25 protein-coding genes are annotated in these 25,335 nt (G+C 69.7%); 12 read left to right on the top strand and 13 right to left on the bottom strand.

Annotated features, from left to right (window positions below; translation table 11 throughout):
- Positions 1–44: 44 nt before the first annotated feature.
- The 3 genes from ACLVWQ_RS16550 to ACLVWQ_RS16540 all read right to left on the bottom strand — a co-directional run bounded on the left by ACLVWQ_RS16550 (position 45) and on the right by ACLVWQ_RS16540 (position 2,305).
- On the bottom strand, positions 45–1,730 hold the full coding sequence (locus ACLVWQ_RS16550) for a B12-binding domain-containing radical SAM protein (RefSeq protein ID WP_414109493.1): 1,686 nt from the start codon (positions 1,728–1,730) through the stop codon (positions 45–47).
- Between the two features lies 1 nt (position 1,731).
- Positions 1,732–2,058 carry a hypothetical protein gene (locus ACLVWQ_RS16545; RefSeq protein ID WP_414109492.1) on the bottom strand — a complete coding sequence of 109 codons (327 nt, stop codon included), beginning with the start codon at positions 2,056–2,058 and terminating at the stop codon, positions 1,732–1,734.
- 76 nt (positions 2,059–2,134) lie between these two features.
- Positions 2,135–2,305, bottom strand: coding sequence for a hypothetical protein (locus ACLVWQ_RS16540; RefSeq protein WP_414109490.1), 171 nt, complete (start codon positions 2,303–2,305; stop codon positions 2,135–2,137).
- 370 nt (positions 2,306–2,675) lie between these two features.
- Here ACLVWQ_RS16540 and ACLVWQ_RS16535 point away from each other — a divergent pair, with 370 nt between their 5' ends.
- Entirely contained in the window at positions 2,676–3,020 is a 345-nt protein-coding gene (locus ACLVWQ_RS16535) for a hypothetical protein (protein ID WP_414109489.1), read from the top strand.
- A 113-nt stretch (positions 3,021–3,133) separates the two neighbouring features.
- On the opposite strand, the gene aspS is transcribed toward ACLVWQ_RS16535, so the two are convergent.
- The gene (gene aspS / locus ACLVWQ_RS16530; protein ID WP_414109487.1) at positions 3,134–4,903 is read right to left on the bottom strand and encodes an aspartate--tRNA ligase; all 1,770 of its coding nucleotides are present in this window, start codon (positions 4,901–4,903) and stop codon (positions 3,134–3,136) included.
- A gap of 179 nt (positions 4,904–5,082) precedes the next feature.
- Here aspS and ACLVWQ_RS16525 point away from each other — a divergent pair, with 179 nt between their 5' ends.
- Positions 5,083–7,269, top strand: a complete 2,187-nt coding sequence (locus ACLVWQ_RS16525; protein WP_414109486.1) for a SpoIIE family protein phosphatase — start codon at positions 5,083–5,085, stop codon at positions 7,267–7,269.
- 65 nt (positions 7,270–7,334) lie between these two features.
- On the opposite strand, the gene ACLVWQ_RS16520 is transcribed toward ACLVWQ_RS16525, so the two are convergent.
- Both ACLVWQ_RS16520 and ACLVWQ_RS16515 read right to left on the bottom strand, forming a co-directional pair.
- A complete protein-coding gene (locus ACLVWQ_RS16520; protein WP_414109484.1) occupies positions 7,335–8,306 on the bottom strand; it encodes a pirin family protein in 972 nt (323 codons plus the stop codon).
- Positions 8,307–8,676: 370 nt separating this feature from the next.
- Positions 8,677–9,165 (bottom strand): SseB family protein, encoded by a 489-nt coding sequence (locus ACLVWQ_RS16515; protein WP_414109482.1) that lies wholly within the window; start codon positions 9,163–9,165, stop codon positions 8,677–8,679.
- Positions 9,166–9,472: 307 nt separating this feature from the next.
- Here ACLVWQ_RS16515 and ACLVWQ_RS16510 point away from each other — a divergent pair, with 307 nt between their 5' ends.
- The 3 genes from ACLVWQ_RS16510 to ACLVWQ_RS16500 all read left to right on the top strand — a co-directional run bounded on the left by ACLVWQ_RS16510 (position 9,473) and on the right by ACLVWQ_RS16500 (position 13,359).
- Positions 9,473–11,314: an acyl-CoA dehydrogenase gene (locus ACLVWQ_RS16510; protein WP_414109481.1), complete on the top strand. Its 1,842-nt coding sequence runs from the start codon at positions 9,473–9,475 to the stop codon at positions 11,312–11,314.
- A gap of 383 nt (positions 11,315–11,697) precedes the next feature.
- Positions 11,698–12,996: a M18 family aminopeptidase gene (locus ACLVWQ_RS16505; RefSeq protein WP_414109479.1), complete on the top strand. Its 1,299-nt coding sequence runs from the start codon at positions 11,698–11,700 to the stop codon at positions 12,994–12,996.
- 114 nt (positions 12,997–13,110) lie between these two features.
- Positions 13,111–13,359, top strand: a complete 249-nt coding sequence (locus tag ACLVWQ_RS16500) for a DUF6458 family protein (RefSeq protein WP_414109478.1) — start codon at positions 13,111–13,113, stop codon at positions 13,357–13,359.
- Between the two features lie 27 nt (positions 13,360–13,386).
- On the opposite strand, the gene ACLVWQ_RS16495 is transcribed toward ACLVWQ_RS16500, so the two are convergent.
- On the bottom strand, positions 13,387–13,815 hold the full coding sequence (locus ACLVWQ_RS16495; RefSeq protein ID WP_414109477.1) for an ATP-binding protein: 429 nt from the start codon (positions 13,813–13,815) through the stop codon (positions 13,387–13,389).
- Positions 13,816–14,052: 237 nt separating this feature from the next.
- Between ACLVWQ_RS16495 and ACLVWQ_RS16490 the strand changes: the two genes are divergently transcribed.
- The 3 genes from ACLVWQ_RS16490 (at position 14,053) to ACLVWQ_RS16480 (ending at position 15,416) form a co-directional block, all read left to right on the top strand.
- A complete protein-coding gene (locus tag ACLVWQ_RS16490) occupies positions 14,053–14,898 on the top strand; it encodes a helix-turn-helix domain-containing protein (RefSeq protein WP_414109476.1) in 846 nt (281 codons plus the stop codon).
- Between the two features lie 10 nt (positions 14,899–14,908).
- Complete coding sequence (locus ACLVWQ_RS16485) at positions 14,909–15,109, top strand: DUF397 domain-containing protein (RefSeq protein WP_414109475.1); 201 nt, start codon at positions 14,909–14,911, stop codon at positions 15,107–15,109.
- Positions 15,110–15,230: 121 nt separating this feature from the next.
- A complete protein-coding gene (locus tag ACLVWQ_RS16480; RefSeq protein ID WP_414109474.1) occupies positions 15,231–15,416 on the top strand; it encodes a DUF397 domain-containing protein in 186 nt (61 codons plus the stop codon).
- 4 nt (positions 15,417–15,420) lie between these two features.
- Here ACLVWQ_RS16480 and ACLVWQ_RS16475 read toward each other — a convergent pair whose 3' ends face one another.
- Complete coding sequence (locus ACLVWQ_RS16475; protein ID WP_414109473.1) at positions 15,421–15,831, bottom strand: cupin domain-containing protein; 411 nt, start codon at positions 15,829–15,831, stop codon at positions 15,421–15,423.
- Between the two features lie 53 nt (positions 15,832–15,884).
- Here ACLVWQ_RS16475 and ACLVWQ_RS16470 point away from each other — a divergent pair, with 53 nt between their 5' ends.
- Together ACLVWQ_RS16470 and ACLVWQ_RS16465 are read left to right on the top strand one after the other, a co-directional pair.
- On the top strand, positions 15,885–16,874 hold the full coding sequence (locus ACLVWQ_RS16470) for a helix-turn-helix domain-containing protein (protein WP_414109471.1): 990 nt from the start codon (positions 15,885–15,887) through the stop codon (positions 16,872–16,874).
- Positions 16,871–17,365: an LURP-one-related/scramblase family protein gene (locus ACLVWQ_RS16465; RefSeq protein WP_414109470.1), complete on the top strand. Its 495-nt coding sequence runs from the start codon at positions 16,871–16,873 to the stop codon at positions 17,363–17,365. Before ACLVWQ_RS16470 ends, ACLVWQ_RS16465 begins: the two co-directional genes overlap by 4 nt.
- Positions 17,366–17,546: 181 nt before the next feature.
- On the opposite strand, the gene ACLVWQ_RS16460 is transcribed toward ACLVWQ_RS16465, so the two are convergent.
- Complete coding sequence (locus tag ACLVWQ_RS16460) at positions 17,547–18,341, bottom strand: carbon-nitrogen family hydrolase (protein ID WP_414109469.1); 795 nt, start codon at positions 18,339–18,341, stop codon at positions 17,547–17,549.
- 154 nt (positions 18,342–18,495) lie between these two features.
- Here ACLVWQ_RS16460 and ACLVWQ_RS16455 point away from each other — a divergent pair, with 154 nt between their 5' ends.
- Positions 18,496–19,320, top strand: a complete 825-nt coding sequence (locus ACLVWQ_RS16455) for a maleylpyruvate isomerase family mycothiol-dependent enzyme (protein ID WP_414109467.1) — start codon at positions 18,496–18,498, stop codon at positions 19,318–19,320.
- A gap of 171 nt (positions 19,321–19,491) precedes the next feature.
- On the opposite strand, the gene ACLVWQ_RS16450 is transcribed toward ACLVWQ_RS16455, so the two are convergent.
- Both ACLVWQ_RS16450 and ACLVWQ_RS16445 read right to left on the bottom strand, forming a co-directional pair.
- Positions 19,492–20,838 (bottom strand): MFS transporter, encoded by a 1,347-nt coding sequence (locus tag ACLVWQ_RS16450; protein ID WP_414109466.1) that lies wholly within the window; start codon positions 20,836–20,838, stop codon positions 19,492–19,494.
- Positions 20,835–21,542 carry a GntR family transcriptional regulator gene (locus ACLVWQ_RS16445; protein WP_414109465.1) on the bottom strand — a complete coding sequence of 236 codons (708 nt, stop codon included), beginning with the start codon at positions 21,540–21,542 and terminating at the stop codon, positions 20,835–20,837. The genes ACLVWQ_RS16450 and ACLVWQ_RS16445 overlap by 4 nt, the downstream gene beginning before the upstream one ends.
- Positions 21,543–21,795: 253 nt before the next feature.
- Here ACLVWQ_RS16445 and ACLVWQ_RS16440 point away from each other — a divergent pair, with 253 nt between their 5' ends.
- Positions 21,796–22,692 carry a D-alanyl-D-alanine carboxypeptidase family protein gene (locus ACLVWQ_RS16440; protein ID WP_414109463.1) on the top strand — a complete coding sequence of 299 codons (897 nt, stop codon included), beginning with the start codon at positions 21,796–21,798 and terminating at the stop codon, positions 22,690–22,692.
- A gap of 130 nt (positions 22,693–22,822) precedes the next feature.
- Here the strand turns inward: ACLVWQ_RS16440 and ACLVWQ_RS16435 are convergent, their stop codons facing one another.
- Together ACLVWQ_RS16435 and ACLVWQ_RS16430 are read right to left on the bottom strand one after the other, a co-directional pair.
- On the bottom strand, positions 22,823–24,343 hold the full coding sequence (locus ACLVWQ_RS16435) for a dihydrolipoamide acetyltransferase family protein (protein WP_414109462.1): 1,521 nt from the start codon (positions 24,341–24,343) through the stop codon (positions 22,823–22,825).
- A 10-nt stretch (positions 24,344–24,353) separates the two neighbouring features.
- Entirely contained in the window at positions 24,354–25,334 is a 981-nt protein-coding gene (locus tag ACLVWQ_RS16430; RefSeq protein WP_414109460.1) for an alpha-ketoacid dehydrogenase subunit beta, read from the bottom strand.
- Between the last annotated feature and the right edge of the window lies 1 nt (position 25,335).

Genomic DNA, 25,335 nt, shown 5'->3' with positions numbered 1-25,335 from the left:
GGGTCGTCCCTGGGTCGTCCCTGGGTCGTCCCTGGGTCGTCCCTCTAGTCCCTCCCATGGGGGCTCACGGCGCCCGGGGCCTGCGCGAAACCCGCCTCCCGTGCCATGGCCTCGGTGCGCTCGACCAGGTCGTGCAGCGGGACGCGGTCGTGTCCGAGGAGGGGCAGCAGCGCGTCGAGTCCGCCCCCGTCCAGCAGGGGAAACCCGTTTTCGGCGTCCTCCAGCAGGCGCTCCGTCAGGAGGTTGGGCGCGTGCCGCAGCGACACCACGTCGAGCTGCAGCCGGGCGTGGGCCACGCGGGGGAAGTCCAGGCCACCCCCCGTGGAACCGTCCCCGACGGTGCCGTCCCCGATGGAGGCGAGCGCGAGTTCTCCCTGTGCCAGGGCGCCGTCGATCCGGTCCTGCCAGTGCTTGCGGAAGGCCCGCAGCGTGTCGCTGAACCGCTGCACCTCGGGCAGTTCGAAGAGCGTGAACGGGCTGGGCAGGTCGTCGGGGTCGAAGACCACGCCGAACCGCTGGGCGTAGAAGTCGCGGATCGGTGTGCCCTCGTAGAGCACGAGCGCGGTGTAGAGGTGGTCGTGCGGCACGTAGTCGTAGAACCCGGCCTCGCGCAGGAACTCCATGTTGGCGCGGATGTCGGCCAGGGTGGTGGCCGGGTCCAGCATGATGAAGTCGAGCGAGATCTCGATGCCGAGGCGTTTCAGCAGGCGTACGGCCGCCACGTTGACCTCGGGTTTCACATGCTTGGCGAGCCGCTCCAGGACCGGTTCCGAGGCGGACTCGATGCCCAGCTCGATGAATCGCAGCCCGCGTTCCTTGAGGCGGGGCAGCACCTCGGCGGCCTTGAGGATCTGGTTGACCCGGGTGCCGAAACTGAAGGTGACCTGCGGATCGGCCTCGTACAGCGCCTCGGCGACCTCCAGGGCACGGGTCGGCGAGACGAAGAAGTTGGCGTCGCTGAAGTACACGTGCTCGTAGTTGACGCCGTGCCGCTCACGGAAGTGGAGCAGTTCGGCGACGACCCGCTCCGCCTCGCGCGACCGGTACTTGCGGCCGATGGTGAGCACACCGCAGAAGGAGCAGTTGTACGGGCAGCTGCGGCTGCTGCAGATCGTCAGCGCGGCCTTCAGCCGGCCCTGCACCTCGTCGAAGTACGTGAGGTCGGGGTACCCGGAGTGCGAGGTGAACTCGGCGTCGGGGAACGGGATCAGGTCCAGGTCGGGTACGAAGTCCCGGTCCTTGTTGACCACGAGCCCGCTGCCGTCGGAGGCACGCCAGGTGGTGCCCCTGATCCCGGTCAGCCCGGCCCGGTCGTCCAGACCGCGTACGAGATCGAGCATCGCCTCCTCCCCCTCGCGCCGGACCACGACGTCGACGCAGAGATGGCGGCGCAGGATGTGCTCGTGCACGGCGGTGGCGTGCGGGCCGCCGAGCACGATCAGGCACTCCGGGCGACGGCTCTTGATCCACTCGGCCATGGCGACGGCCGCGCGGAACGACTCGTTGTAGACGGAGAATCCGACGACGTCGAAGCGGTCGAGGCCGTAGAGCGCGGCCAGTTCGACGGCGTCGTCCTCGGAGTCCCCGAAGTCGAAGCCCGAGCTGGGGAATCCGGATTTCTCCAGGTAGGCCATGATGTAGGCCAGCCCGATGGGCTTGGACTTACGGCGGTCGGAGAAGCCGACCGAGGGGTTGACGAAGGCGATGGCCGGCCGTGTCAGCGTCTCCATCTCACACTCCCTCCGACGTGGACGTGGACGTGGGCATAGACGTTGACGTGGACGTGGACGTGGGCACTGGTGTGGGCGTGGATGTGGGCGCCGGCGTGTGTCCGGGTGTGAGCGCGGTCCGCAGGACACCGCGCCGGGTGAGGCCGAGCAGGAAGTCGCGGTCCGGTCCGGACAGGGCGTCGAGGTCCACGGGGCCGCGCAGCGCCTCGCGCCAGACCCGGGACGCGTGACGGTTGAGTTTCAGACAGGACCGTGCCGGTCCGGCGAGCGGCACGTAGACATGGCCTGCCTGGTCCAAGTAGGGCAGTTCCGAGGTGATGCGCTGCATCGGCGGCCTCTCCGGGGTCCGGCACGACGGATCCCGGGGCCCCGGCGTCTCGCACGCCGGAGCCCCGAGGAGACGGTCAGGCGTAGATCTTGCCGAGCATCTTGGTGTAGCTGGCGCCACCGAGGCTGACGATGTCCGCCTCCGGTGTCTCGACCTCGTCGAACCCTGCGATCTCGAGTTCGTCCTGGGTGCGCTCGGTCAGCGACTTGCGGACCGGCTTGTGCTGGTTCTCCGCGTTACGGGTCATCGTCGGCCTTCCTCTCATCCGGCCCCGGGCAGCCCGGGGCCCGTCCGAGGTCGCCCCGGGAAGCGGGGTGACCACATGCTGGAGGAGCGTGTGGGGAGGAACGCCGCACGGTCAACGAGGTCCATGGCCGGTAAGTGAGGTCGTGCGGCGAAGCGTCGGAGGAGCGCACGAGGGGGCGCGACAGCCACGGGGACAGGCGCCGTACGGCCACGCGGACCGAGACGGAGTCCCACCGCGCGCAGAGGACTCACCCTCAACAATGGGAACGCACTGGCTTGATTGTGATGTTCCGGGCAAAACCTTTATCACTCGTAAGGGGGTACGCGGGGATCTACTCCTCGTCCTCGCCGGTTTGTGCCACTGTGTGCCCATGGCAGACGAACTCGACGGAAGCCGCGACGAAGACCTCGGCGAAGACTTCGGCGAAGACCTCGATGAAGACGTCACCGGAGGCCGGGGCGCGCCCACGCCCGGAGAGGCGGCGGCGGCCCGGGAGCGGTCCTTCTGGGAGACCCGCCGCCGGTACAACGAGCTGGACGACGACGAGGCCGGGCGACGCGAGCGACGCCGCCTCAGCAGGGAGTCCCGGCGTATGAACCTCGACGTGCGCGTGCACCGCTACGCCCGCAGCCACGACGAGGGACCGCTCCCGGGCGATCTGGCCGATCTACGGCTCCCGCCGCTCCCGGACGAGGACGACCGCGATACGCCCTGAGGACAGCCGAGGGCGAACGAGGGCGAACGAGGGCGAACGACTGTGGGGCGGTGCCACCCTCATCGAGGGTGGCACCGCCCCACAGTCACATACCGTCGGCTGCCGTCGGCGGCCTACTTCGCCGAACTCGCCGGCTTGCGTACCGAGAGGTGCAGCTCACGCAGCCGCGTCTCGTCCAGTTCGGTCGGCGCGCCCATCATCAGGTCCTGCGCGTTGCCGTTCAGCGGGAACGCGATGGTCTCCCGGATGTTCGGCTCGTCGGCGAGGAGCATGACGATGCGGTCGACCCCGGGGGCGATGCCACCGTGCGGCGGGGCGCCGAAACGCAACGCGCGCAGCATGCCCGCGAACTGCTCCTCGACCGTGTCCCGGTCGTAGCCCGCGATCTCGAAGGCCTTGAGCATGATCTCCGGCTCGTGGTTCCGGATGGCACCGGAGGACAGCTCGACGCCGTTGCAGACGATGTCGTACTGCCAGCCCAGGACGTCCAGCGGGTCCTGGGTCTCCAGGGCCTCCAGACCGCCCTGCGGCATCGAGAACGGGTTGTGCGAGAAGTCGATCTTGCCGGTCTCCTCGTCCTTCTCGTACATCGGGAAGTCGACGATCCAGCAGAACCGGAAGACGTTCTCCTCGAAGTGCCCGGCACGCTTGGCGGTCTCGACCCGCACCGCGCCCATGATCTTGGAGACCTCGTCGAACTCGCCCGCGCCGAAGAACACCGCGTGGCCGGCCGCCAGCGACAGGCGCTTCGTCAGCTCGGCGACGTTCTCCTCGGTGAGGAACTTGGCGATCGGGCCGGTCAGCGAGCCGTCCTCGGTCACCCGCACCCAGGCGAGACCCTTCGCGCCCTGCGAGACCGCGAAGTCACCGAGCTGGTCGAAGAACTTCCGGGGCTGCGCGGACACGTCCGGCACCGCCAGCGCCCGTACGTGCTTGCCAGCGAAGGCCTTGAACTCCGAGCCCTCGAAGATGTCGGTGATGTCGGTGAGCTCCAGCTGGGCCCGCAGGTCCGGCTTGTCGGAGCCGTACTTCAGCATCGCCTCGCGGAACGGGATGCGCGGGAAGGGCGACGTCACAGGACGGCCCTTGCCGAACTCCTCGAACAGCTCGGTCATGAGCTTCTCGATCGGCTGGAACACGTCCTCCTGCTCGACGAAGGACATCTCCACGTCGAGCTGGTAGAACTCGCCCGGCGAACGGTCGGCGCGCGCGTCCTCGTCACGGAAACAGGGCGCGATCTGGAAGTACCGGTCGAAGCCCGAGATCATCAGCAGCTGCTTGAACTGCTGCGGAGCCTGCGGCAGGGCGTAGAACCGGCCCGGGTTCAGCCGGGACGGGACGACGAAGTCACGTGCGCCCTCCGGGGAGGTGGCGCTGAGGATCGGGGTCGCCATCTCGTTGAAGCCCAGGGCCGTCATCTTGTGGCGGATCGCCGAGATGACCGACGTACGCAGCAGGATGTTGCGGTGCATCCGCTCGCGGCGCAGGTCGAGGAAGCGGTACTCCAGACGCCGCTCCTCGTTCACACCGTCCTCGGCGTTGATCGTGAAGGGCAGCGGGGCGGCGGCGCCGAGCAGCTCGACCTCGCCCACCTCGACCTCGATCTCGCCGGTGGGCAGCTCCGTGTTCACGTTCTCCGTGCCACGCGAGACGACCTTGCCGTCGACACGGACGGTGGACTCCTTGGAGACCTTGTCGAGAGCCTCGTACGCGGGAGTGCCGGGGCGGGCCACGAGCTGCGTGATGCCGTAGTGATCGCGCAGATCGATGAAGAGGATGCCACCCAGGTCTCGGCGATTGTGCAGCCAGCCGCTCAGCCGGACGTCGCTGCCGACGTCAGAGGCGCGGAGCTCGCCGCAGGTGTGGGACCTGTACCGATGCATCGTCGTTTCATCCAGTCTTCGCGATCGGGGGTGTGTTTCACGTGAAACACAGGCAAGCGTACCGGCCGCCTCGTGATCGCCGTTCGCAATAGTTCCCAGGGCAGTACGGCCCCTGCCGCCCACCCCCGCCCCACCTGCCTCAGTGGCACGCTTCGTTCACCTGTTCATACAGTGGGTCAATGCGCATCGGTGATCCCCTTTTCTCCGTGGGGGACGTCCTCGCCACCCTCGCCACCGGCCTGTGGGGGTGGGACAAGAACGCCGGGAAGGTCACTCTCGACGCCGAGGCCTCCCGGCTTCTCGGGCTGCCCGCCGAGCCGACCTCGCTGACGGAGGCAGGAATACGAGCCCGTTTCAACCCCGTCGACTGGAACGAGGTCAGCGGGGTCGTCCAGCTGGCGGCCACCGAGGACACGCTCGCCGAGCTCCGGCTGCGGGTGATGGACGAGCAGGGCCATGTGCTCCGTACCGTGCGCAGCCGTTCCAAGTCACCGACCCCGCCGCGCATCGGGGAGTACCACCTGATCGGCACCCTCCAGGAGGTCACCGAGCCGCCGCCGGGCGCCGCGGCCCGTACGCCCGTGACGGGTGACTGGCGGCGCTCACGCGAGGCGTTCCTGCTGGACGCGGGGCGGGCGCTGGCCGAGGCACGGTCCACGGAGGAGGTGCTGCGGGTCGCGGCCGGCCTGTCGATGCCCGGGTTCTCACCGGACGGGCTCGCGGTCTTCGGCGCGGAGGCCGACCGGCTCACCGTCGTCGGCCATCACGGGCAGCAGCCGGGGGACGAGGGCCCGTTCTCCCACATGCCGCTGGACACGGACTACCCGGCCGCGGAGGTCGTCCGTACCGGCCGCGCCGTCTATCTCTCCTCCCCGGAGGCCTACCGCAGCCGCTATCCGGCCTCCTGGCCGCTCGCCCAGCACTTCGGCCGCCAGTCCTGGGCGTTCCTGCCGCTCACGGTGGCGGGGCGCACGATGGGCGCGTGGATGGCGGCCTTCACGTACCCGGTGATGTTCACGCCCGACGAGCGGTCCGTGCTGACGACGGTGGCGCGGATGCTGGCGCAGGCCCTCTCGCGGGCGGGGGTCGCCGAGTCCGAGCGGGAGCTCACGGACGGCCTCCAGCGGTCGATGCTGCCCACCCTGGGGCCGAAGATCCCCGGGATGAGCGTCGCGGCCCGCTATGTGCCCACGGGCGGCGGTCTCCAGGTGGGCGGCGACTGGTACGACATGATCCCGCTGCCCGGCGGCACCTCGCGGAGCCCCGGGGGCGGCCGCTTCGCGCTGGTCATCGGCGACGTCCAGGGCCATGACGTACGCGCCGCGGGGCTGATGGGCCAGCTCCGGATAGCGCTGCGGGCGTACGCCTCGGAGGGGCACCGCCCGGACGCGGTCCTCTCGCGCGCCTCCCGCTTCCTGTACGGGATCACGTCCGACGACGACCTCGCGGACCTGCGCTTCGCGACCTGCCTGTACGTGGAGGTGGACCCGGAGAGCGGCCTGCTGGAGATGGCCAGGGCCGGCCATCCCGACCCGGCGATACGCATGGCGGACGGGACCGTGCTGACCCGGCCCACCGCGGGCGGGCTGCCGCTGGGCATCGACCCGGACGCCGACTATCCGACGACGCGGCTCGTGCTGGAGCCCGGCGAGACCATGCTGATCTGCACGGACGGGCTGATCGAGACCGGCGGGCACGACCTGGACACCGGCTGGCTCAGGATCCGCAAGATCCTGGAGAGCCACGACGGCGACATGGAGGTGCTGGCCGACGCGCTGGTCCAGGCCGTGCACGGACCCTCCTCGCACCACATGACCGGGCCGCTCGCGGACCGCCGCGAGGACGACATCGCGGTGCTGCTGCTGTGCCGGGCGGGGGACGAGGGCTGCGACCCCGACGCCTCGGCGACCGCGCGGCGCCCCGTACGGCGGACCGCGCTGACCGTCGCCCAGGCCGAACCGCGGAAGGTCGCGACGGCCCGGCAGCAGCTGCGGGAGTTCCTGCACGACTGGACCTCCGCCGACCAGGTCGACTCGGCGGTCCTGCTGGTCTCCGAGATGATCACGAACGTGCTCGTCCACACGGACGGGGACGCGCTGCTGGTCGCCGAGGTGGCCGGACCGGCGGGCGCCCGCCGGATACGGATCCAGGTGACGGACGGCAGCGACGACCTGCCCCACAAGCGCCACCCCGGCGAACTGGCGTCCTCCGGACGGGGCCTGGTCCTCACGGAGCTGCTCGCCGACGCGTGGGGGGTGGACCCGCAGGGCGAGGGCAAGAGCATCTGGTTCGAGCTGTACGAGGAGGAGTCCGGGGGCGGGGCCGAGGCCGGTTCGGGTTCGATTTCGGGTTCGGTTTCGGGGTGAACGGTGTGAGGGTCCCCGTCCGGCACGGACGGGGACCCTCACACCGTTGAGCTGCGGCGGCCGGCCTACAGGCCACCCTCCGACATCCCGTGGACCGCCGGGACCGTGCCCAGGCGGCCCTTCTGGAAGTCCTCGAAGGCCTGCTGGACTTCGGCCTGGGTGTTCATCACGAACGGGCCGTAGTGGGCCATCGGCTCACGGATCGGGCGACCGCCCAGGATGACGACCTCCAGGTCCGGGGTGTTCGCGTCCTGCTGCTCGTCCGCGCGGACGGTGAGCGAGGAACCCGCGCCGAAGACGGTCGTCTGGCCGGTGTGGACCGGCCTGCGCTCCGTACCGGCACTGCCGCGGCCCGCCATCACGTACGCGAGGGCGTTGAAGTCCTCGCGCCACGGGAGGGTCAGCTCGGCGCCGGGCGCCACGGTCGCGTGGATCATGGTGATCGGCGTGTGCGTGATGCCGGGGCCCTCGTGACCGTCCAGCTCACCGGCGATGACCCGCAGGAGCGCGCCGCCGTCGGGGGTGGAGAGCAGCTGGACCGAGCCACCGCGGATGTCCTGGTAGCGCGGCGCCATCATCTTGTCCGCGGCCGGCAGGTTCACCCAGAGCTGGAGCCCGTGGAAGAGACCGCCCGACAGGACGAGCGACTCCGGCGGGGCCTCGATGTGCAGCAGGCCCGAGCCCGCCGTCATCCACTGGGTGTCGCCGTTGGTGATGGTGCCCCCGCCACCGTTGGAGTCCTGGTGGTCGAAGACGCCGTCGACGATGTAGGTCACGGTCTCGAAGCCGCGGTGGGGGTGCCAGGGGGTGCCCTTCGGCTCTCCCGGCGCGTACTCCACCTCACCCATCTGGTCCATCATGATGAACGGGTCGAGGTGGCGGTAGTTGATCCCGGCGAACGCGCGACGGACCGGGAAGCCCTCGCCCTCGAAACCGCTCGGTGCGGTCGTCACGGTGAGCACGGGGCGGGCGACGGCCTCGGCCGACGCCGCCACACGGGGCAGGGTCAGCGGGTTCTCGACGGTCACTGCAGGCATGTCGGTACCTCCTTGTGCTCGAAGTTTAGTTGAATGTAGAACTTCCTGCCACCCGGAACACGGAACGCCCGGAGGGAATTCCCTCCGGGCGTCGTGGGTAGCGCCGGTCGCGGGCCGCGCCGGCCGTGCGGGCCGGTCGGTCGTGCGCGCTGGGCGGCCGGTCGCGCAGGCCAGTCCGGCGCGCAGGGCTGGCCGGTCACGCTTGGGCGGCCACTGTGCGGGCCGACCGGTCGTGCGCGCTGGGCGGCCAGTCACGCACGGCAGCCGGACATGCGGGCCGACCGACCGCGCAGGGCGGCCGGTCGCGCAGGCCAGTCCGGCGCGCAGGGCGGCCGGTCATGCAGAACAGTCCGGCGTGCAGGGCGGTCGGTCAGCCGTACATCCGGCGCATCGCGAAGTCCACCATCTGCTCGACCGCCTTCGCGTCGAAGACGATGCGGTGCTCCCCCTCCATGTCGAGGACGAAGCCGTAGCCGGTGGGGAGCAGGTCGATCACCTCGGCACCGGTGATCACGAAGTACTTGGACTCCTTGCCGGCGTACCGGCGCAGCTCCTTGAGCGAGGTGAACATCGGGATCACGGGCTGCTGGGTGTTGTGCAGCGCCAGGAATCCGGGGTTGTCACCGCGCGGGCAGTAGACCTTGGACGTGGCGAAGACCTGCTGGAAGTCCTCGGGGGTCAGCGACCCCGTGGTGAACGCGCGCACCGCGTCCGCGAGCGACGGCGGCGACGGTTCGGGGTAGAGCGGCGGCTGCTGGCCGTACCCGCCGACCCCGCCGGGCATCTGCTGCTGCGGCGGCGGCTGGGGCTGCGCGTACTGCTGCTGCCCCGGTCCCACGTTCTGGTCGTAGCCGTACATGGGGGCAAGAGTACCGAGGGCAGGGGGCCCGAGGACGCTCATGGCGGATTTCCTCGAACAGCGGTTTTTCCTCGAACAGTCCGATTTCACGGAACGGGTGGCGGCCCCGCCGACTCGCACCCGAATGTAGACCCTGCTCACACTTGGGCAGTCAGGGGTTGCTTCTTATTACCGACGGGTAGCATCATCGTGGCTACTAGTTGGTACGCGAACCGGATATGTCACGGATGCGCACCATAATCGAACGTAGACTCGAACCAGGTACGAGGACTCACCACCTCCCCGATCCCTTAACGGAGCCGTCGCCATGGGGCACTACAAGTCGAATCTCCGCGACATCGAGTTCAACCTCTTCGAGGTGCTCGGGCGCGACAAGCTGTACGGCACCGGCCCGTTCGCGGAGATGGACACAGAGACCGCCAAGAGCATCCTCGAAGAGCTGACCCGCCTCTCGGAGAACGAGCTGGCGGAGTCCTTCGCGGACGCCGACCGCAACCCGCCGGTCTTCGACCCGGAGACCAACACCGCGCCCGTACCGGCGTCCTTCAAGAAGTCCTACCAGGCCTACATGGACTCCGAGTACTGGCGCCTGGGCCTGCCCGAGGAGATCGGCGGCACCACCGCGCCCCGCTCCCTGATCTGGGCGTACGCGGAGCTGGTGCTCGGCGCGAACCCGGCGGTCTGGATGTACTCCTCGGGCCCCGCGTTCGCGGGCATCCTCTTCGAAGAGGGCAACGAGGTCCAGAAGCGCATCGCGAAGATCGCCGTCGACCGGCAGTGGGGCTCCACCATGGTGCTCACCGAGCCGGACGCCGGCTCGGACGTCGGCGCCGGCCGCACGAAGGCGGTCCAGCAGGACGACGGCTCCTGGCACATCGAGGGCGTGAAGCGCTTCATCACGTCCGGTGAGCACGACATGTCGGAGAACATCCTCCACTACGTGCTGGCCCGCCCCGAGGGCGCCGGCCCCGGCACCAAGGGCCTCTCCCTCTTCCTCGTCCCGAAGTACGAGTTCGACTTCGAGACCGGTGAGCTGGGCGAGCGCAACGGCGCCTACGCGACGAACGTCGAGCACAAGATGGGCCTCAAGGCCTCCAACACCTGCGAGATGACGTTCGGCGACCGCCACCCCGCCAAGGGCTGGCTCGTCGGCGACAAGCACGAGGGCATCCGCCAGATGTTCCGCATCATCGAGTTCGCCCGCATGATGGTCGGCACGAAGGCGATCTCCACCCTGTCGACGGGCTACCTGAACGCGCTGGAGTACGCCAAGGAGCGCGTCCAGGGCCCCGACCTCGCGCAGTTCATGGACAAGACCGCGCCCAAGGTCACCATCACGCACCACCCGGACGTACGCCGCTCGCTGATGACGCAGAAGGCGTACGCGGAGGGCATGCGCGCGCTGGTGCTGCACACCGCCGCGGTCCAGGACGACATCCAGGTCAAGCAGGCCGAGGGCGAGGACGCCTCCGCCCTCGAAGCGCTCAACGACCTGCTCCTGCCGATCGTGAAGGGCTACGGCTCGGAGAAGGGCTACGAGCAGCTCGCCCAGTCGCTGCAGACCTTCGGCGGCTCCGGCTTCCTGCAGGAGTACCCGATCGAGCAGTACATCCGCGACGCCAAGATCGACACGCTGTACGAGGGCACGACCGCGATCCAGGGCCAGGACTTCTTCTTCCGGAAGATCGTCCGCAACCAGGGCGCCGCGCTGAACTCGCTCGCCGAGGACATCAAGAAGTTCCTGGCGCTCGGCACCGGCGGCGAGGAGCTGTCCGGCGCGCGCGAGCACCTGGCCGAGGCCGCCGTCGAGCTGGAGGCCATCGTGGGCCTGATGCTCACGGACCTCGCGGCGACCGAGCAGGACGTCAAGAACATCTACAAGGTCGGGCTGAACACCACCCGCCTGCTGCTGGCCTCCGGTGACGTCGTCGTCGGCTACCTGCTCCTGAAGGGCGCGGCCGTCGCCGCCGAGAAGCTGGAGGCGGCCTCGACCAAGGCCGTGTCCGCGAAGGATGCCGCCTTCTACACCGGCAAGATCGCGGCGGCCAAGTTCTTCGCCGCCAACGTCCTGCCGGACGTCACCGGCGCCCGCAAGCTCGCCGAGGCCGTGGAGCTGGACCTGATGGACCTGGACGAGGCGGCGTTCTGACCGACTCCGGCTGACAGGGGCGGATGGGCACTGGGTGCCTGGGGGCACTGGGGCACTGGGGCACTGGGCAAGCCGTAAGGCCACCGCGGAGCCCCGCGCGGCACGCGGACGCGCACAGCGCGCCACGCACCGCACGGGGCTCCCTGCCCGGTGGGCCTCGCGAAGCGGTCGGGCATCGCGAGGCCCACCGAACAGGTCCGCGCGAGGGCCCGTCCACCCCGTCCCCGCCCCTCCCGCCGGTCCGGTCGTGTCCAGCCGTGTCCAGCCGTGTCCAGGCGTGTTGATCTGTGTCCGGTCGTGTCCGATCCGGTCCGCGCACACCGCTCAGCAGGGCCCGTTCCCGTCCCCGGGGGCGGGTCTTCTTACGTCGTTAAGGTGAACCCATGCGCACACCGCCCCGCTTCGACCGCGGACACACCGACGACCTCATGTCCTTCCTGGGGGCGAGCCCGTCCCCGTACCACGCGGTGGCGAACGCCGCCGAGCGGCTGGAGAAGGCGGGCTTCCGCCAGGTCTCGGAGACCGACGCGTGGGACGGGACCAGCGGCGGGAAGTACGTGCTGCGCGGCGGCGCGATCGTGGCCTGGTACGTGCCGGAGGGCGCCGAGCCGCACACCGCGTTCCGCATCGTCGGGGCGCACACCGACTCCCCCAACCTGCGGGTGAAGCCCCGCCCCGACAACGGCGGCCACGGCTGGAGACAGGTCGCCGTCGAGGTCTACGGCGGCCCGCTGCTCAACTCCTGGCTCGACCGGGACCTCGGCCTGGCCGGACGGTTGTCCCTGCGGGACGGCTCGACCCGGCTCGTGAACATCGACCGCGCCCTGCTGCGCGTACCGCAGCTCGCCATCCACCTGGACCGCACCGTCACCGCCGAGGGCCTCAAGCTCGACAAGCAGCGGCACCTGCAGCCCGTCTGGGGCCTGGGCGACGACGTGCGCGACGGCGATCTGATCCGCTTCCTGGAGCAGGAGTGCGGCGTCGACGAGGGCGAGACCACCGGCTGGGACCTGATGGTCCACTCCATCGAACCGCCCGCCTACCTGGGCCGTGACAACGAACTCGTCGCGGGTCCGCGCATGGACAACCTCCTGTCGGTGCACGCCGGCACGTCGGCGCTGACAGCCGTGGCGACCGCCGAGACGCCCCTGCCGTACATCCCGGTGCTCGCGGCGTTCGACCACGAGGAGAACGGTTCGCAGTCGGACACGGGAGCGGACGGCCCGCTGCTCGGCAGTGTGCTGGAACGCTCGGTCTTCGCCCGCGGCGGGTCGTTCGAGGACCGGGCGCGCGCCTTCGCGGGCACGGTCTGCCTCTCCTCCGACACGGGCCACGCCGTGCACCCGAACTACGCGGAACGGCACGACCCGACGCACCACCCGCGCGCCGGCAAGGGCCCGATCCTCAAGGTCAACGTCAACAACCGGTACGCCACGGACGGTTCGGGCCGCGCGGTCTTCGCCGCGGCCTGCGAGAAGGCCGGTGTGCCCTTCCAGACCTTCGTCTCCAACAACTCGATGCCCTGCGGCACGACCATCGGGCCCATCACCGCGGCCCGCCACGGCATCAAGACGGTCGACATCGGCGTGGCCATCCTGTCGATGCACAGCGCCCGCGAACTGTGCGGCGCGGACGACCCGTTCCTCCTGGCGAACGCGCTGGTGGCGTTCCTGGAGGGCTAGACACCCCGTCAACCCCCTGCATGGAGGCACCTGTTCCGGGTACCCGGACCGGGCCCGGGGACCGTACGGTTCCCGGGCCCGGCACGACACCGTGTGCAACAGGAGGCGACATCCATGGGCCTGGGCGGATGCATCATTCTGATCGCCGTAGGAGCGATCCTCACGTTCGCGACCGACTGGGACATGCAGGGGGTCGACGTCAACCTGGTCGGCGTCATCTTCATGATCGTCGGCCTGATCGGCGTGGCCACGTTCAGCAGCATCGCCAGGCGGCGCCGGGTCGTGGTACCGCCGACCACACAGGTGGTCGAGGACCCGCACCACCACAACCGCGGCGGCTACAGCGACGGTTACGGCGGCTGACCGCGGCGGCCGGATGATCCCTCGCGGTCATGGTGCCGCCGGACGCGGTACGGGCAGGGCGAACCAGACCGCCTTGCCCTCGGGGTGGGTCTGCCCCTCGTACGGGATGTCCGGGCCGTGGCCCCAGCGGCCCTCCGTGAGACTGTCCACCAGGCACAGCCCCCGGCCGCCGCCGCGCTCCCACGTCTCGGTCGACAGTTCCCTCATCACCGGCGGGTTCTCGTCCCCGTCGTACACCACCACCCGCAGCTTCCCCTCCTCCACCGCCAGCCACAGCACGGTGCCGTCGCCTTTGGCGTGCACGCAGGCGTTGGTGACGAGTTCGGAGGTGCAGAGGATCGCGTCGTCCACGAGGGCGCGGTCCAGTTCCATGGTGCGCGGGACGGTGGCGACGAACTCGCGGGCGATGTGGGGGGAGGTGTCGCGAGGTGGGCAGATGAGGGTGTACGAGGGCATGGGGCATCGACTCCGGTGAAGTGAGGGGGGTTCGCGCGAGCCCGGCCGCGTTGCTGTCCGGCGCCCCCGGGGTCGACCGGCGAATTCCAGGGGTGGCGCTTCCAACGGAGGTGGGCGTGCGGGAGTTGCGGATTAGTGACCACTTGGGCACTCTCCGTGAGGTACGTTGCAACGGTATCGGCTCAGCCTGATACGTATCAACTGGTCCCGAAAAGTACGACAACCGAGGAGAACGCCATGCCGCCGAGGGTCAATCCCACGGCACGCCAAGAGAGGCTCGGCACCGAACTGCGCAAACTGCGCGAGGCGGCAGGCATCGAGTCGCGGGAAGCGGCCGCCTTCCTCGGCGTGAACCAGACCCAGATCAGCCACATCGAATCCGGCCGGTTCGGCATCAGCGAGCAGCGGCTGCGTCGCCTGACCGGGCTCTACGAGTGCCACGACAACCAACTCGCGGAATCCCTGGCCGAGATGACCGTGCAGCGCCGCAAGGGCTGGTGGGAGGAGTACCGGGGCGTACTGCCTCCTCCGGCGCTCGACCTCGCCGAACTGGAGCACCACGCGGCGTACGTGCGCGCTTTCCAGGTGGCCCACATCCCCGGCGTACTCCAGACCGAGGACCACGTACGCGCCGCCTCGCTCTTCGTGAACCCGACCCTCCCTGAGGAGGACCGCGAGATGCGCATCTCGTTCCGGATGCGCCGTCAGCAGGTCCTTGAGTCGGGGACGCCGTACGACGTGATCGTCCACGAAGCCGCACTACGGATGCTCGTCGGCGGCTCCAAAGTCACCCGAGGTCAACTCGAACACCTCCTCAAGGCAGCCGAGAGGGACTCACTCACCCTCCGTGTCATCCCCTTCGCCACAGAGGACTTCGCAGGCGCGAGCCTTGCCGTGCAGTACCTCGGGGGAGTCGTATCGCAATTGGACACGGTGCAGATCGATACGCCGCACGGTGCCGAATTCGTCGACGCGCCCGCTCAGTTGCATCGGTACCGGACCAAACTCCAACACGTTGACAGTGTGGCGCTCGCGGAGGACGCTTCCCTCGGCCTCATCCGCCGTATCGCACAGGAACTTTGAAAGGTCTCCGGTGTCTCAAACCTTCCGCTGGCAGAAGTCGTCGTACTCCGCAGGCGACGTGGACAACGACTGCCTGGAGATATCCGCCACCCCCACCACCCTCCACCTCCGCGAGAGCGACACCCCGGCCGCCGTCCTTTCGCCCACCCCCACCGCCCTGAACGCCCTGCTCACGGCAGTGAAACACACCGCGCCCAGCCCCTCCGCGTGAAGGAACCGGGCGGCGCCACAGCCTCCCGTCGGTGACGGCTCAGCACAACGCATGCCCCGTCGTCGTATCCACGTGGTCCGTGACCTCGTCGTGGCGGTCGCCGACCTCTGAAAGGCCCCCTATGTCTCCCGATGTCCACTGGCAGAAGTCGTCGTTCTCCGGGGGCGGTGGCGACGAGGACTGCCTGGAGATAGCAGCCGTCTTCACCACTCTCCACCTCCGCGAGAGCGACACCCCGGCCACCGTCATCACCCCCGCCCCCACCGCCCTGACCGCCCTGCTCACGGCAGTGAAGTCCGCCCGGTGACGGCTCAGCGCAACGCGTGACCCGTCGTCGCGTCCACATGGTCCGGTACCTCGCCGTGGCGGTCGCCGACCGTGGACGTGCCGGTCGGTTCGAGCATGAGGATCTCGGTGGGCGCGGGGGCGTACGGCTTGTGCTCGGTGCCGCGCGGGACCGTGAAGACGCTGCCCCTGGGCAGGACGACCGTGCGCTCGCCGGCCGCCTCGCGCAGCGCGATGTGCAGCTCGCCGCTCAGGACCAGGAAGAACTCGTCGGTGTGGTCGTGGACGTGCCAGAGGTGTTCACCCTCGACCTTGGCCACGCGCACGTCGTAGTCGTTGACGGCGGTGACGATACGAGGACTCCACCGCTGGGTGAACGAGGCCAGGGCGGCGGACAGGGCGACGGGTTCCGTGGGTGGTTCCGTGGGTGCACTCATACCGATCATCGTCGGCGATGGCGCCCGGCTCGGACGAGTGCTAGGAATCGCACATGCCGCAAGGATCCTCGCACCGTGTCGCCGTGATCGTCGACGAAGGCACCAACCCCTTCGAGGTCGGGGTCGCGACCGAGCTGTTCGGGCTGCCCCGCCCCGAACTCGGGCTCGCGCGACCGCTGTACGAGCTCACGCTGTGCGCGCCCACTCCCGAGGTGCGGATGAACCACGGCTTCTTCACGCTGAGCGGAGTCTCCGGGCTCGACGCCGTGGACAGCGCGGACACCCTCGTCGTCCCCGGCCGCCCCGACAACGTCGTACCGCGCGGCGAGGCCGTGCTCGACGCCGTCCGGCGCACCCATGCGCGGGGCGCCCGTGTCATGAGCCTGTGCACCGGCAGCTTCGCGCTCGCCGAGGCCGGGGTGCTCGACGGGCGCCGGGCCACCACCCACTGGCGCTGGGCCGACCTCTTCAGGGAGCTGCATCCGAAGGTCGTCCTGGAGCCGGACGTGCTCTTCGTGGACGAGGGGGACGTGCTGACCGCGGCGGGCAGCGCGGCCGCCCTCGACCTCGGCCTGTACATCGTGCGGCGCGACCACGGCGCCGAGATCGCTAACTCCGTGTCCAGGCGGCTCGTCTTCGCCGCCCATCGCGACGGCGGGCAGCGGCAGTTCGTCGAGCGGCCGGTGCCCGACGTACCCGACGAGTCGCTGGCGCCGCTGCTCGCCTGGGCCGGGGCACGCGTCGCCGAGCCCCTGACGGTCGCGGACCTCGCGGCGCGGGCGACGGTCAGCCCGGCCACGCTGCACCGCCGCTTCCGCGCCCAGCTCGGTACGACACCGCTGGCGTGGCTGACGGGCGAGCGGGTGGCGCTGGCCTGCCGGCTCATCGAGCGCGGTGAGGAACGGCTCGACATCGTGGCGCGGCGCAGCGGTCTGGGCAGCGCCGCCAACCTGCGCGCACGGCTGCGGCGTGAGACGGGACTCAGTCCGTCGGCCTACCGGCGGCGTTTCGGACCCGTCACCGGGGAAGCGGTAGAGGTATGAAATTCCTCGTACGCGACCGGCTCCTGGGTATCGGCGACGACTACTGGATCGAGGACGAGCACGGCCGCAAGGCGTTCCTCGTCGACGGCAAGGCCATGCGGCTGCGGGACACCTTCGAGCTGAAGGACCCACAGGGGCGTGTGCTGATCGACATCCACAAGAAGATGCTCGCCCTGCGGGACACGATGGTCGTCGAGCGGGACGGCGAACCCCTGGCGACCATCCGCAGGAAACGGCTGTCGCTGCTGCGCAACCACTACCGCGTCGCCCTCGCCGACGACACCGAGCTCGACGTCAGCGGCAAGATCCTCGACCGGGAGTTCGTCGTCGAGTACGACGGTGAGCTGCTGGCCCACATCTCGCGCCGCTGGCTGCGGGTGAGGGAGACGTACGGCGTCGAGATCGTACGGGACGACGCGGACCCGACGCTGCTGATCGCGGTGGCGGTCTGCGTCATCCACCTGGCGGAGAAGGAACGCGACGAGGACTGAACCCACTCGTGCGGCCCGGCCCGGCCTGCCAGCCCGTCCGGCGTTTGAGGACGAGGCCGTTCAGGCCGACAGCGGGGGTCTGGGGGCCGCAGCCCCCGGAAGGGACGGGAAGGGTAGGGGCGGCGGGGGCGAAACCCTGGCCCCCACCCCCACCCCGCGGCCAACGGCCCGCCGGGACGGCTCACCGCCGAGGCGGCTCAACCCCCAGCACCCGATCCCGCAACACCGGAAACTGCCCCCGCGTGACCCCGACCTTCCCGGGATCGAACTCCACGTGGAGGACCTCCTCCGCGCTCCCCGCCTCCGCGAGAACCTCCCCCCACGGATCCACCACGATCGAGTGACCCGCCTGCGGAACCCCCGCATGCCCCCCAGCCGTTCCACAAGCGAGCACGAACACCTGGTCCTCGACAGCCCGCGCCCGCGCCAACAGCGTCCAGTGCGAGCGCCGCCGCTCCGGCCACCCCGCCGGGACGACGACCGTCTCGGCCCCGGCGTCGACAAGCCCACGGAACAACTCGGGGAATCGGAGGTCGTAGCACGTGGCGAGACCGAGCGTGGTCTGCGGCAGCTCGACGGTGGCCAGCTCGGAGCCCGCGCCCATCAGCACGGCCTCCCCCTTGTCGAACCCGAAGCGATGGATCTTGCGATAGGTGGCGGCCAGTTCGCCGGAAGGAGAGAAGACGAGAGAGGTGTTGTAGAGAGCCCCGGAATCCACCCGCTCGGGAATCGAGCCGGCGTGCAGCCACACGCCCGCGTCGCTCGCCGCCTTGGCCATCACCTCGTACGTGGGCCCTTCGAGCGGCTCGGCCTCGGCGTCGAACGACTCGAAGGCGAAGGCGCCGGTCGTCCAGAGTTCGGGCAGGATCACCAGGTCGGACCCGGCTTGCCGCCGGACCAGCGAGGCGACTCGCTGCCTGCGGACGTCGACCGATTCGCCCTCGTCGACGGCGATCTGAAGGAGAGAGGCGCGCACAGTACCACCGTCCTGGCATTCGAGCCGTTGATACGGGCCTACGATCGTCACACCAAAGCACTGCCGGGGTGCCTCACAGCAGCGTAACTTAGCGTCCCAAGACACCCGCTGCCTGTGCACTGCCCGCGCCCAACCGCCCGAGGGGTCCCGTTCCGTGAGTCTGCATCCCAGCCTTCAGTCCTACGCCGACGCCTGGACCCACTCCATCGACGCGATATCCGATCTGGTGTCGCCGTTGGTGGAGGGAGAATGGAACCGGCGGACGCCCTGCCCAGGCTGGTCGGTACGCGACATCGTCTCCCATGTGATCGGCCTCGACTGCGAGATGCTGGGCGATCCCCGGCCGATCCACACGCTCCCCCGCGACCTGTACCACGTGACGAACGAGCACCAGCGGTACATGGAGATGCAGGTCGACGTCCGCCGGCACCACACCGCTCCGGAGATGACCTCCGAGCTGGAGTACACGATCATCCGCCGCAACCGTCAGCTGCGCAACGAGTCGAGGCAGCCCGACGCGCTGGTGCGCGGCCCGCTCGGCACCGAGGTCACTCTCGAAGAGTCCATGCGCTACCGGGCGTTCGACCTCTGGGTGCACGAGCAGGATCTGCGCACCTCACTCGGCCGGCCCGGCGACCTCGACTCCCCGGGTGCGCACATCGCCCGTGACGTACTGCTCAGCCGGCTCCCCAAGGTCATCGCCAAGGACGCGGGCGCACCGCCGAACTCCGCGATCGTCTTCGACATCCACGGACCCGTCGAGTTCCTGCGCACGGTCCGCGTCGACGCGGACGGCGTCGGTTCGATAGACGGCGCCCCGTCCCTCGGCCCGGCCGCCACGCTCACCCTCGACTGGGAGACGTACTTCCGCCTGGCCTGCGGCCGGGTGACCCCGGAGGCGGTCGCGGACCGCCTGAAGACAGAGGGCGACCCGGAACTGACAGCGGCGATCCTGAGAAACTTCACGGTCACGCAGTAGCAGACCTTTCAGCCCGCCCGGCGGTCGTGGTTTTCAGCCCGTCCGGCGTTTGAGGACGAGGCCGTTCAGGCCGACAGCGGGGGTCTGGGGGCGCAGCCCCCAGGGACGGGACGGGAAGGGGCGGCGGGGGCGAAAAACCCGGCCCCCACCCCCGCCCCACCCCCCGAACCGCTACACCGGCACATGCACCGTCTCCACCCGGCTCGCAACCAACCGCTCCCGCTCCCGCCGAGCCGCCGGCTTCCGCAACCGCAGAATCTGACTGAGCCCAAGCGCCTGCAGCACGAACACCGAGGAGAACGCGACGGTGTAGCTGCCCCCGGTGGCGTCCAACAGCACCCCGACCGCGAGCAACGTGGTCATGGACGCGACGAACCCACCCATGTTGGTGATGCCGGAGGCGGTCCCCTGCCGCTCGGGCGGATTCGCGGGGCGCGCGAAGTCGAAGCCGATCATCGACGCGGGCCCGCAGGCACCGAGCACCACGCACAGCACCACCAGCATCCACATGGGCGCCCGGTCGGCGGGATACGCGAGCGTGGCCGCCCACACGACGGCCGTCGACACCACCGTGCCGAGCGCCAACGGCAGCCGCGCCGCATGGTGCCGGGCGACGATCTGCCCGTACACCAGGCCCACCAGCATGTTGGAGAGCACGACGAGGGTGAGTAGTTCCCCGGCCGTCGCCCGTGACAGGCCCTGCGCCTCGACGAGGAACGGCAGCCCCCACAGCAGCAGGAACACCATCGCCGGGAACTGCGTCGTGAAGTGCACCCACAGCCCGAGCCGGGTCCCGGGCTCCCGCCAGGACGCCGCGATCTGACGGCGTACGTACGCGGCTCCCTGGTGCGGGAACGGCTCCGGCTCATGCCCCTCGGGGTGGTCCTTCAGGAACACCAGCATCAGGACGAGGACGACGACACCGGCGAGAGAGCTGCCCGCGAACGCGGCCGTCCAGCCGACGCCGTGCAGCAGCCGGGCCAGCACGAGCGTGGAGACGAGGTTGCCGGCCATGCCCACCAGACCGGCGAGCTGCGCGACCATCGGCCCGCGGCGGGCCGGGAACCAGCGCGTGCCCAGGCGCAGCACGCTGATGAACGTCATCGCGTCGCCGCAGCCGAGCAGCGCCCGCGAGGCGAGGGCCGTGCCGTACGTGGGCGAGAACGCGAAGCCCAGCTGCCCGATCGTGAACAGGACGACGCCGAAGGTCAGCACCTTCTTCGTGCCCAGCCGGTCGACCATCAGGCCGACGGGTATCTGCATGCCCGCGTAGACGAGGAGCTGGAGGATCGAGAAGGTCGAGAGCGCGGAGGCGTTGACGTGGAAGCGGTCGGCGGCGTCGAGGCCGGCCACCCCCAGCGACGTACGGAAGATGACCGCGACGAAGTAGACGGAGACGCCGACGGACCAGACCGTGACGGCGCGGCGGCCACCGGGCGGATCACCGGGAAGCGACAGCGAGGACGACGAAGAAGAGGAGGACGAGGAGGAGGACGATGACGACGAGGGTGAGCTCATCGGACGTCACCGCGGGCCAGGTTGGAGAACCAGCTGACGTGGCGGTGGACCAGGGCGACCGCCGCCTCGGCGTCACCGGAGCGCAGCGCGTCGAGCATCTCCTGGTGCTCGGCGAGCGTCTTGGTGATCCGGTCCGGGTGGGCGTTCATCACGGCGACGCCCATCCTCAGCTGCCGGTCGCGCAGCTGGTCGTAGAGGCGGGAGAGGATCTCGTTGCCCCCGCTGCGGACGATCTCGGCGTGGAAACAGCGGTCGGTGACGGCGGCTCCGGCCCGGTCCCCGGCGGCGGCCTGCTCCTTCTGCTTCGCCAGGAGTTCGGTGAGGCGCTCGATCAGCGCGGGCGAGGCCGGGACCGCCTTGCGGATCGCGTGGGCCTCGACGAGCTGCCGGGTCTCCACCACGTCCGCGATCTCCTGCACGGAGACGGGCAGCACGAGGGCGCCCTTCTTCGGGTAGAGCCGGATCAGGCCCTCGACCTCCAGCTTGAGCAGCGCCTCGCGCACCGGTGTCCGGGAGACACCGACGGCGTCGGCCAACTCGCCCTCGGTGAGCAGCGTCCCGCCCTCGTAACGGCGGTCCAGTACGGCCTGCTTCACATGCGTGTAGACGCGCTCGGCGGCCGGCGGCTGCTTTACGGCCCGCCCTTCGGTCTGCTGGACGGTCTGGCGGTCGGGTGCGGCGGCGGGGGACGGGGCTGAAGGCATGCGCACAGCATAGATACAACACGTACGCATGCCGGGAACGGTCCAGGATGTGGACCTAACGGGCGGACCTGACGAGCGGACCGGCCGACGCACGGATCAAGCGGACCGGAGAAATAGACCAACCCCGGTTCAGCGGTCGCACATCCTTTTGTTCTACTTACGTGTCTCAAGAGAAAGCGCCACTCCCAAGTGGCCGCTCCCTTGGGGTATTTGGCACCGTTTCGGCGCTTTCAACGTAATCGGGGTAATCGACTTGATAACCGGCATTAAGGGTATGCGAGTCCGCAGAGCTGCCGCAGTGGTCTTCACCACCGGAGCCGTGCTCGCGACCGGAGCCCTCAGCACGGCACCCGCACAGGCCCTCACGAAGCCCACCATCGCCGCCAAGGGCGGCTTCGTGATGAACAACGGTTCGGGCACGTCGCTCTACACCAAGGCGGCGGACACCCGCCGCTCCACCGGCTCCACGACGAAGATCATGACGGCGAAGGTCGTCCTGGCCCAGCCGAACCTGAACCTGGACACCAAGGTCACCATCCAGAAGGCGTACAGCGACTACATCGTCGCCAACACCGCCTCGTCGGCCCGTCTGATCGTCGGCGACAAGGTCACCGTCCGTCAGCTCCTGTACGGCCTGATGCTGCCGTCCGGCTGCGATGCCGCGTACGCGCTCGCCGACAAGTTCGGCTCCGGCTCGACGCGCGCCGCCCGGGTGAAGTCGTTCATCGGCAAGATGAACAAGCAGGCCAAGGACCTCGGCCTCACGAACACGAAGTTCGACTCGTTCGACGGCATCGGCAAGGGCTCGAACTACTCGACGCCGCGCGATCTGACGAAGATCACCAGCAGCGCGATGAAGAGCGCCAACTTCCGCGCGATCGTGAAGACCAAGAAGTACACGGCGAAGACCGTGACGAAGACCGGCAGCACGCGCACGATGGCGGCGTGGACCAACACCAACGGTCTGCTCAGCAGCTACTCCGGTGCCATCGGTGTGAAGACCGGCTCCGGCCCCGAGGCCAAGTACTGCCTGGTCTTCGCCGCCACGCGCAACGGCAAGACGGTCGTCGGGACGGTTCTCGCCTCGACGTCCATCGCCGCCCGCGAGTCGGACGCGAAGAAGCTCATGAACTACGGCTTCGCCAAGTAGCCGAGCAAAAGCGACGAGCAAGAGCGACGAGCAAGAGCGACGAGCAAGAGCGACGAGCAAGAGATTGCGCCGTTCCCCGCGCCCCCGGTTGGGGGGCTCGCGGGGAGCGGCGCAATCTTTTGGGGGCCACCTACCCCCAGGTGATCAACCGCTTGGGCCGTTCCAGAACGGCCGCCACGTCCGCCAGTACCTTCGAGCCCAGCTCCCCGTCGACCAGCCGGTGGTCGAAGGACAGCGCCAGCGTGGTGACCTGCCGGGGCTTGACCTTGCCCTTGTGGACCCACGGCTGGAGCTTGATGGATCCGACGGCGAGGATCGCCGACTCACCGGGGTTGAGAATCGGCGTGCCGGTGTCGACGCCGAACACGCCGACGTTGGTGATCGTCACCGTGCCGCCCTGCATGGCCGCCGGTGAGGTCCGGCCCTCCCGGGCGGTGGCGACCAGCTGTCCGAGGGCCTCGGCGAGCTGGGGCAGCGACTTGGCGTGGGCGTCCTTGATGTTCGGGACGATCAGACCGCGAGGCGTGGCCGCCGCGATGCCCAGGTTCACATAGTGCTTCTGGACGATCTCCTGGTTGGCCTCGTCCCATGAGGCGTTGACGTCGGGGTTGCGCTTGATGGCGACCAGCAGGGCCTTGGAGATCAGCAGCAGCGGGTTCACCCGCAGCCCCTGCATGTCCTTGTCCTGCTTGAGCTCCTCGACCAGCTTCATCGTGCGCGTCACGTCGACCGTGACGAACTCGGTGACGTGCGGCGCGGTGAACGCCGAGCCGACCATCGCCGCCGCCGTCGCCCTGCGGACGCCCTTGACCGGGACACGCGTCTCCCGCACACCGTCGTACGAGGCGAGCTGTGCCGCGGCCGGAGCGCCGGCGGGAGCCGAGGGCGCCGCGGTGACCGGGGTGGCCACGGGCTCCTGGACGGCGGCCGGGGCCACCGCCGCGTGCACGTCCTCGCGGGTGATGATGCCGTCAGGACCCGAGGGCGTGACCGCCGTCAGGTCGACCCCGAGGTCCTTGGCCAGCTTGCGCACCGGAGGCTTGGCCAGCGGACGGGCCGCCGGAGCGGGTGTCGCGAGCGCGGATGCGGCGGGTGCCGCGTGTCCGTTCAGCTCGGCCTGGACCGCCTGGACCGCCGCGGCCACTTCCGGCGCCTCCGGCACCCCCGGCACCTCCGGCTGCGGGACCGGGACACCCCGGCGCGGGCGGCGCTTCGTGGAGGACACCGCGACCCCGTACCCGACGAGGACCGGCTTGCGGCCCTCCGGCTCGGGCTCCGCGGGGGCCGCGTCGGACTCCCCGGAAGGAGCCGCCGCCTGCTCGGCCGGAGCCGCCACCGACGCGTCCGGTGCCGGTGCCGCGGGCGGGGCGGCCGGAGCGGCTCCGCCGCCCACGGCCACCGCGATGATCACCTGGCCGACGTCCACCGTGGTCCCCTCGGGGAAGCGCAGCTCGTGCACCACCCCGTCGTAGGGGATCGGCAGCTCGACGGCGGCCTTGGCGGTCTCGACCTCGCACACCACCTGCCCGTCGGTGACCGTGTCACCGACCTTGACGTACCACTTGAGGATCTCCGCCTCGGTCAGTCCCTCGCCCACGTCGGGCATCTTGAACTCACGCAGCCCCGAGGCCGTTTCAGTCATCGTCGTCACGACCTTCTCCTCAGTACGCCAGCGAGCGGTCGACGGCGTCGAGCACCCGGTCCAGGCCCGGCAGGTACTCGTCCTCCAGGCGGGCCGGCGGATACGGGGCGTGGTAGCCGCCGACCCTCAGCACCGGTGCCTCCAGGTGGTAGAAGCACCGCTCCGTGATCCGGGCCGCGATCTCCGCGCCCGTCCCCAGGAACACCGGCGCCTCGTGCACCACGACCAGCCGGCGGGTCTTCTCGACCGAGGTCTGGAGGGAGTCGAAGTCGATCGGGGACATCGAGCGCAGGTCCACCACTTCGAGGGACTTGCCCTCCTCCTCGGCGGCCGCCGCGGCCTCCTGGCAGACCTTCACCATCGGCCCGTACGCGGCCAGCGTCAGATCACTGCCCTCGCGGACCACGCGCGCCTTGTGCAGCGGCCCGGGGATCGCCTCGCGGTTGACCTCGGACTTGTCCCAGTAGCGGCGCTTCGGCTCGAAGAAGATCACCGGGTCGTCGCTGTGGATGGCCTGCTGCATCATCCAGTAGGCGTCGCTCGCGTTCGAAGGGGAGACCACCTTCAGGCCCGCCACGTGCGCGAAGAGCGCCTCGGGGGACTCGGAGTGGTGCTCGACCGCGCCGATGCCGCCACCGTACGGAATGCGGATGACGACGGGGAGCTTGATCTTGCCGAGCGCTCGCGCGTGCATCTTCGCGAGCTGCGTGACGATCTGGTCGTACGCCGGGAAGACGAAACCGTCGAACTGGATCTCCACCACCGGGCGGTAGCCGCGCAGCGCGAGCCCGATCGCCGTGCCGACGATGCCCGACTCGGCGAGCGGGGTGTCGATGACCCGCTCCTCGCCGAAGTCCTTCTGCAGTCCGTCCGTCACCCGGAACACACCGCCGAGCTTGCCGACGTCCTCGCCCATGATCAGGACCTTGGGGTCCGAGTCGAGGGCGGTGCGCAGCGATTCGTTGATCGCCTTGGCCAGCGCCATCTTTTCCGCTGTCATC

This window comes from Streptomyces sp. CWNU-52B (assembly GCF_047444975.1).
In the GTDB taxonomy this organism is placed as follows: Bacteria; Actinomycetota; Actinomycetes; order Streptomycetales; family Streptomycetaceae; genus Streptomyces.
This window is presented reverse-complemented; position numbering and strand designations above follow the sequence as displayed.

What these genes read in the sequence shown, in the direction of transcription:
- ACLVWQ_RS16550 (WP_414109493.1), bottom strand. Translation starts at nt 1,730, where the DNA reads ATGGAGACGCTGACACGGCCGGCCATCGCCTTCGTCAACCCCTCGGTC.
- ACLVWQ_RS16545 (WP_414109492.1), bottom strand. Translation starts at nt 2,058, where the DNA reads ATGCAGCGCATCACCTCGGAACTGCCCTACTTGGACCAGGCAGGCCAT.
- ACLVWQ_RS16540 (WP_414109490.1), bottom strand. Translation starts at nt 2,305, where the DNA reads ATGACCCGTAACGCGGAGAACCAGCACAAGCCGGTCCGCAAGTCGCTG.
- ACLVWQ_RS16535 (WP_414109489.1), top strand. Translation starts at nt 2,676, where the DNA reads ATGGCAGACGAACTCGACGGAAGCCGCGACGAAGACCTCGGCGAAGAC.
- aspS (WP_414109487.1), bottom strand. Translation starts at nt 4,903, where the DNA reads ATGCATCGGTACAGGTCCCACACCTGCGGCGAGCTCCGCGCCTCTGAC.
- ACLVWQ_RS16525 (WP_414109486.1), top strand. Translation starts at nt 5,083, where the DNA reads ATGCGCATCGGTGATCCCCTTTTCTCCGTGGGGGACGTCCTCGCCACC.
- ACLVWQ_RS16520 (WP_414109484.1), bottom strand. Translation starts at nt 8,306, where the DNA reads ATGCCTGCAGTGACCGTCGAGAACCCGCTGACCCTGCCCCGTGTGGCG.
- ACLVWQ_RS16515 (WP_414109482.1), bottom strand. Translation starts at nt 9,165, where the DNA reads ATGTACGGCTACGACCAGAACGTGGGACCGGGGCAGCAGCAGTACGCG.
- ACLVWQ_RS16510 (WP_414109481.1), top strand. Translation starts at nt 9,473, where the DNA reads ATGGGGCACTACAAGTCGAATCTCCGCGACATCGAGTTCAACCTCTTC.
- ACLVWQ_RS16505 (WP_414109479.1), top strand. Translation starts at nt 11,698, where the DNA reads ATGCGCACACCGCCCCGCTTCGACCGCGGACACACCGACGACCTCATG.
- ACLVWQ_RS16500 (WP_414109478.1), top strand. Translation starts at nt 13,111, where the DNA reads ATGGGCCTGGGCGGATGCATCATTCTGATCGCCGTAGGAGCGATCCTC.
- ACLVWQ_RS16495 (WP_414109477.1), bottom strand. Translation starts at nt 13,815, where the DNA reads ATGCCCTCGTACACCCTCATCTGCCCACCTCGCGACACCTCCCCCCAC.
- ACLVWQ_RS16490 (WP_414109476.1), top strand. Translation starts at nt 14,053, where the DNA reads ATGCCGCCGAGGGTCAATCCCACGGCACGCCAAGAGAGGCTCGGCACC.
- ACLVWQ_RS16480 (WP_414109474.1), top strand. Translation starts at nt 15,231, where the DNA reads ATGTCTCCCGATGTCCACTGGCAGAAGTCGTCGTTCTCCGGGGGCGGT.
- ACLVWQ_RS16475 (WP_414109473.1), bottom strand. Translation starts at nt 15,831, where the DNA reads ATGAGTGCACCCACGGAACCACCCACGGAACCCGTCGCCCTGTCCGCC.
- ACLVWQ_RS16470 (WP_414109471.1), top strand. Translation starts at nt 15,885, where the DNA reads ATGCCGCAAGGATCCTCGCACCGTGTCGCCGTGATCGTCGACGAAGGC.
- ACLVWQ_RS16465 (WP_414109470.1), top strand. Translation starts at nt 16,871, where the DNA reads ATGAAATTCCTCGTACGCGACCGGCTCCTGGGTATCGGCGACGACTAC.
- ACLVWQ_RS16450 (WP_414109466.1), bottom strand. Translation starts at nt 20,838, where the DNA reads ATGAGCTCACCCTCGTCGTCATCGTCCTCCTCCTCGTCCTCCTCTTCT.
- ACLVWQ_RS16445 (WP_414109465.1), bottom strand. Translation starts at nt 21,542, where the DNA reads ATGCCTTCAGCCCCGTCCCCCGCCGCCGCACCCGACCGCCAGACCGTC.
- ACLVWQ_RS16430 (WP_414109460.1), bottom strand. Translation starts at nt 25,334, where the DNA reads ATGACAGCGGAAAAGATGGCGCTGGCCAAGGCGATCAACGAATCGCTG.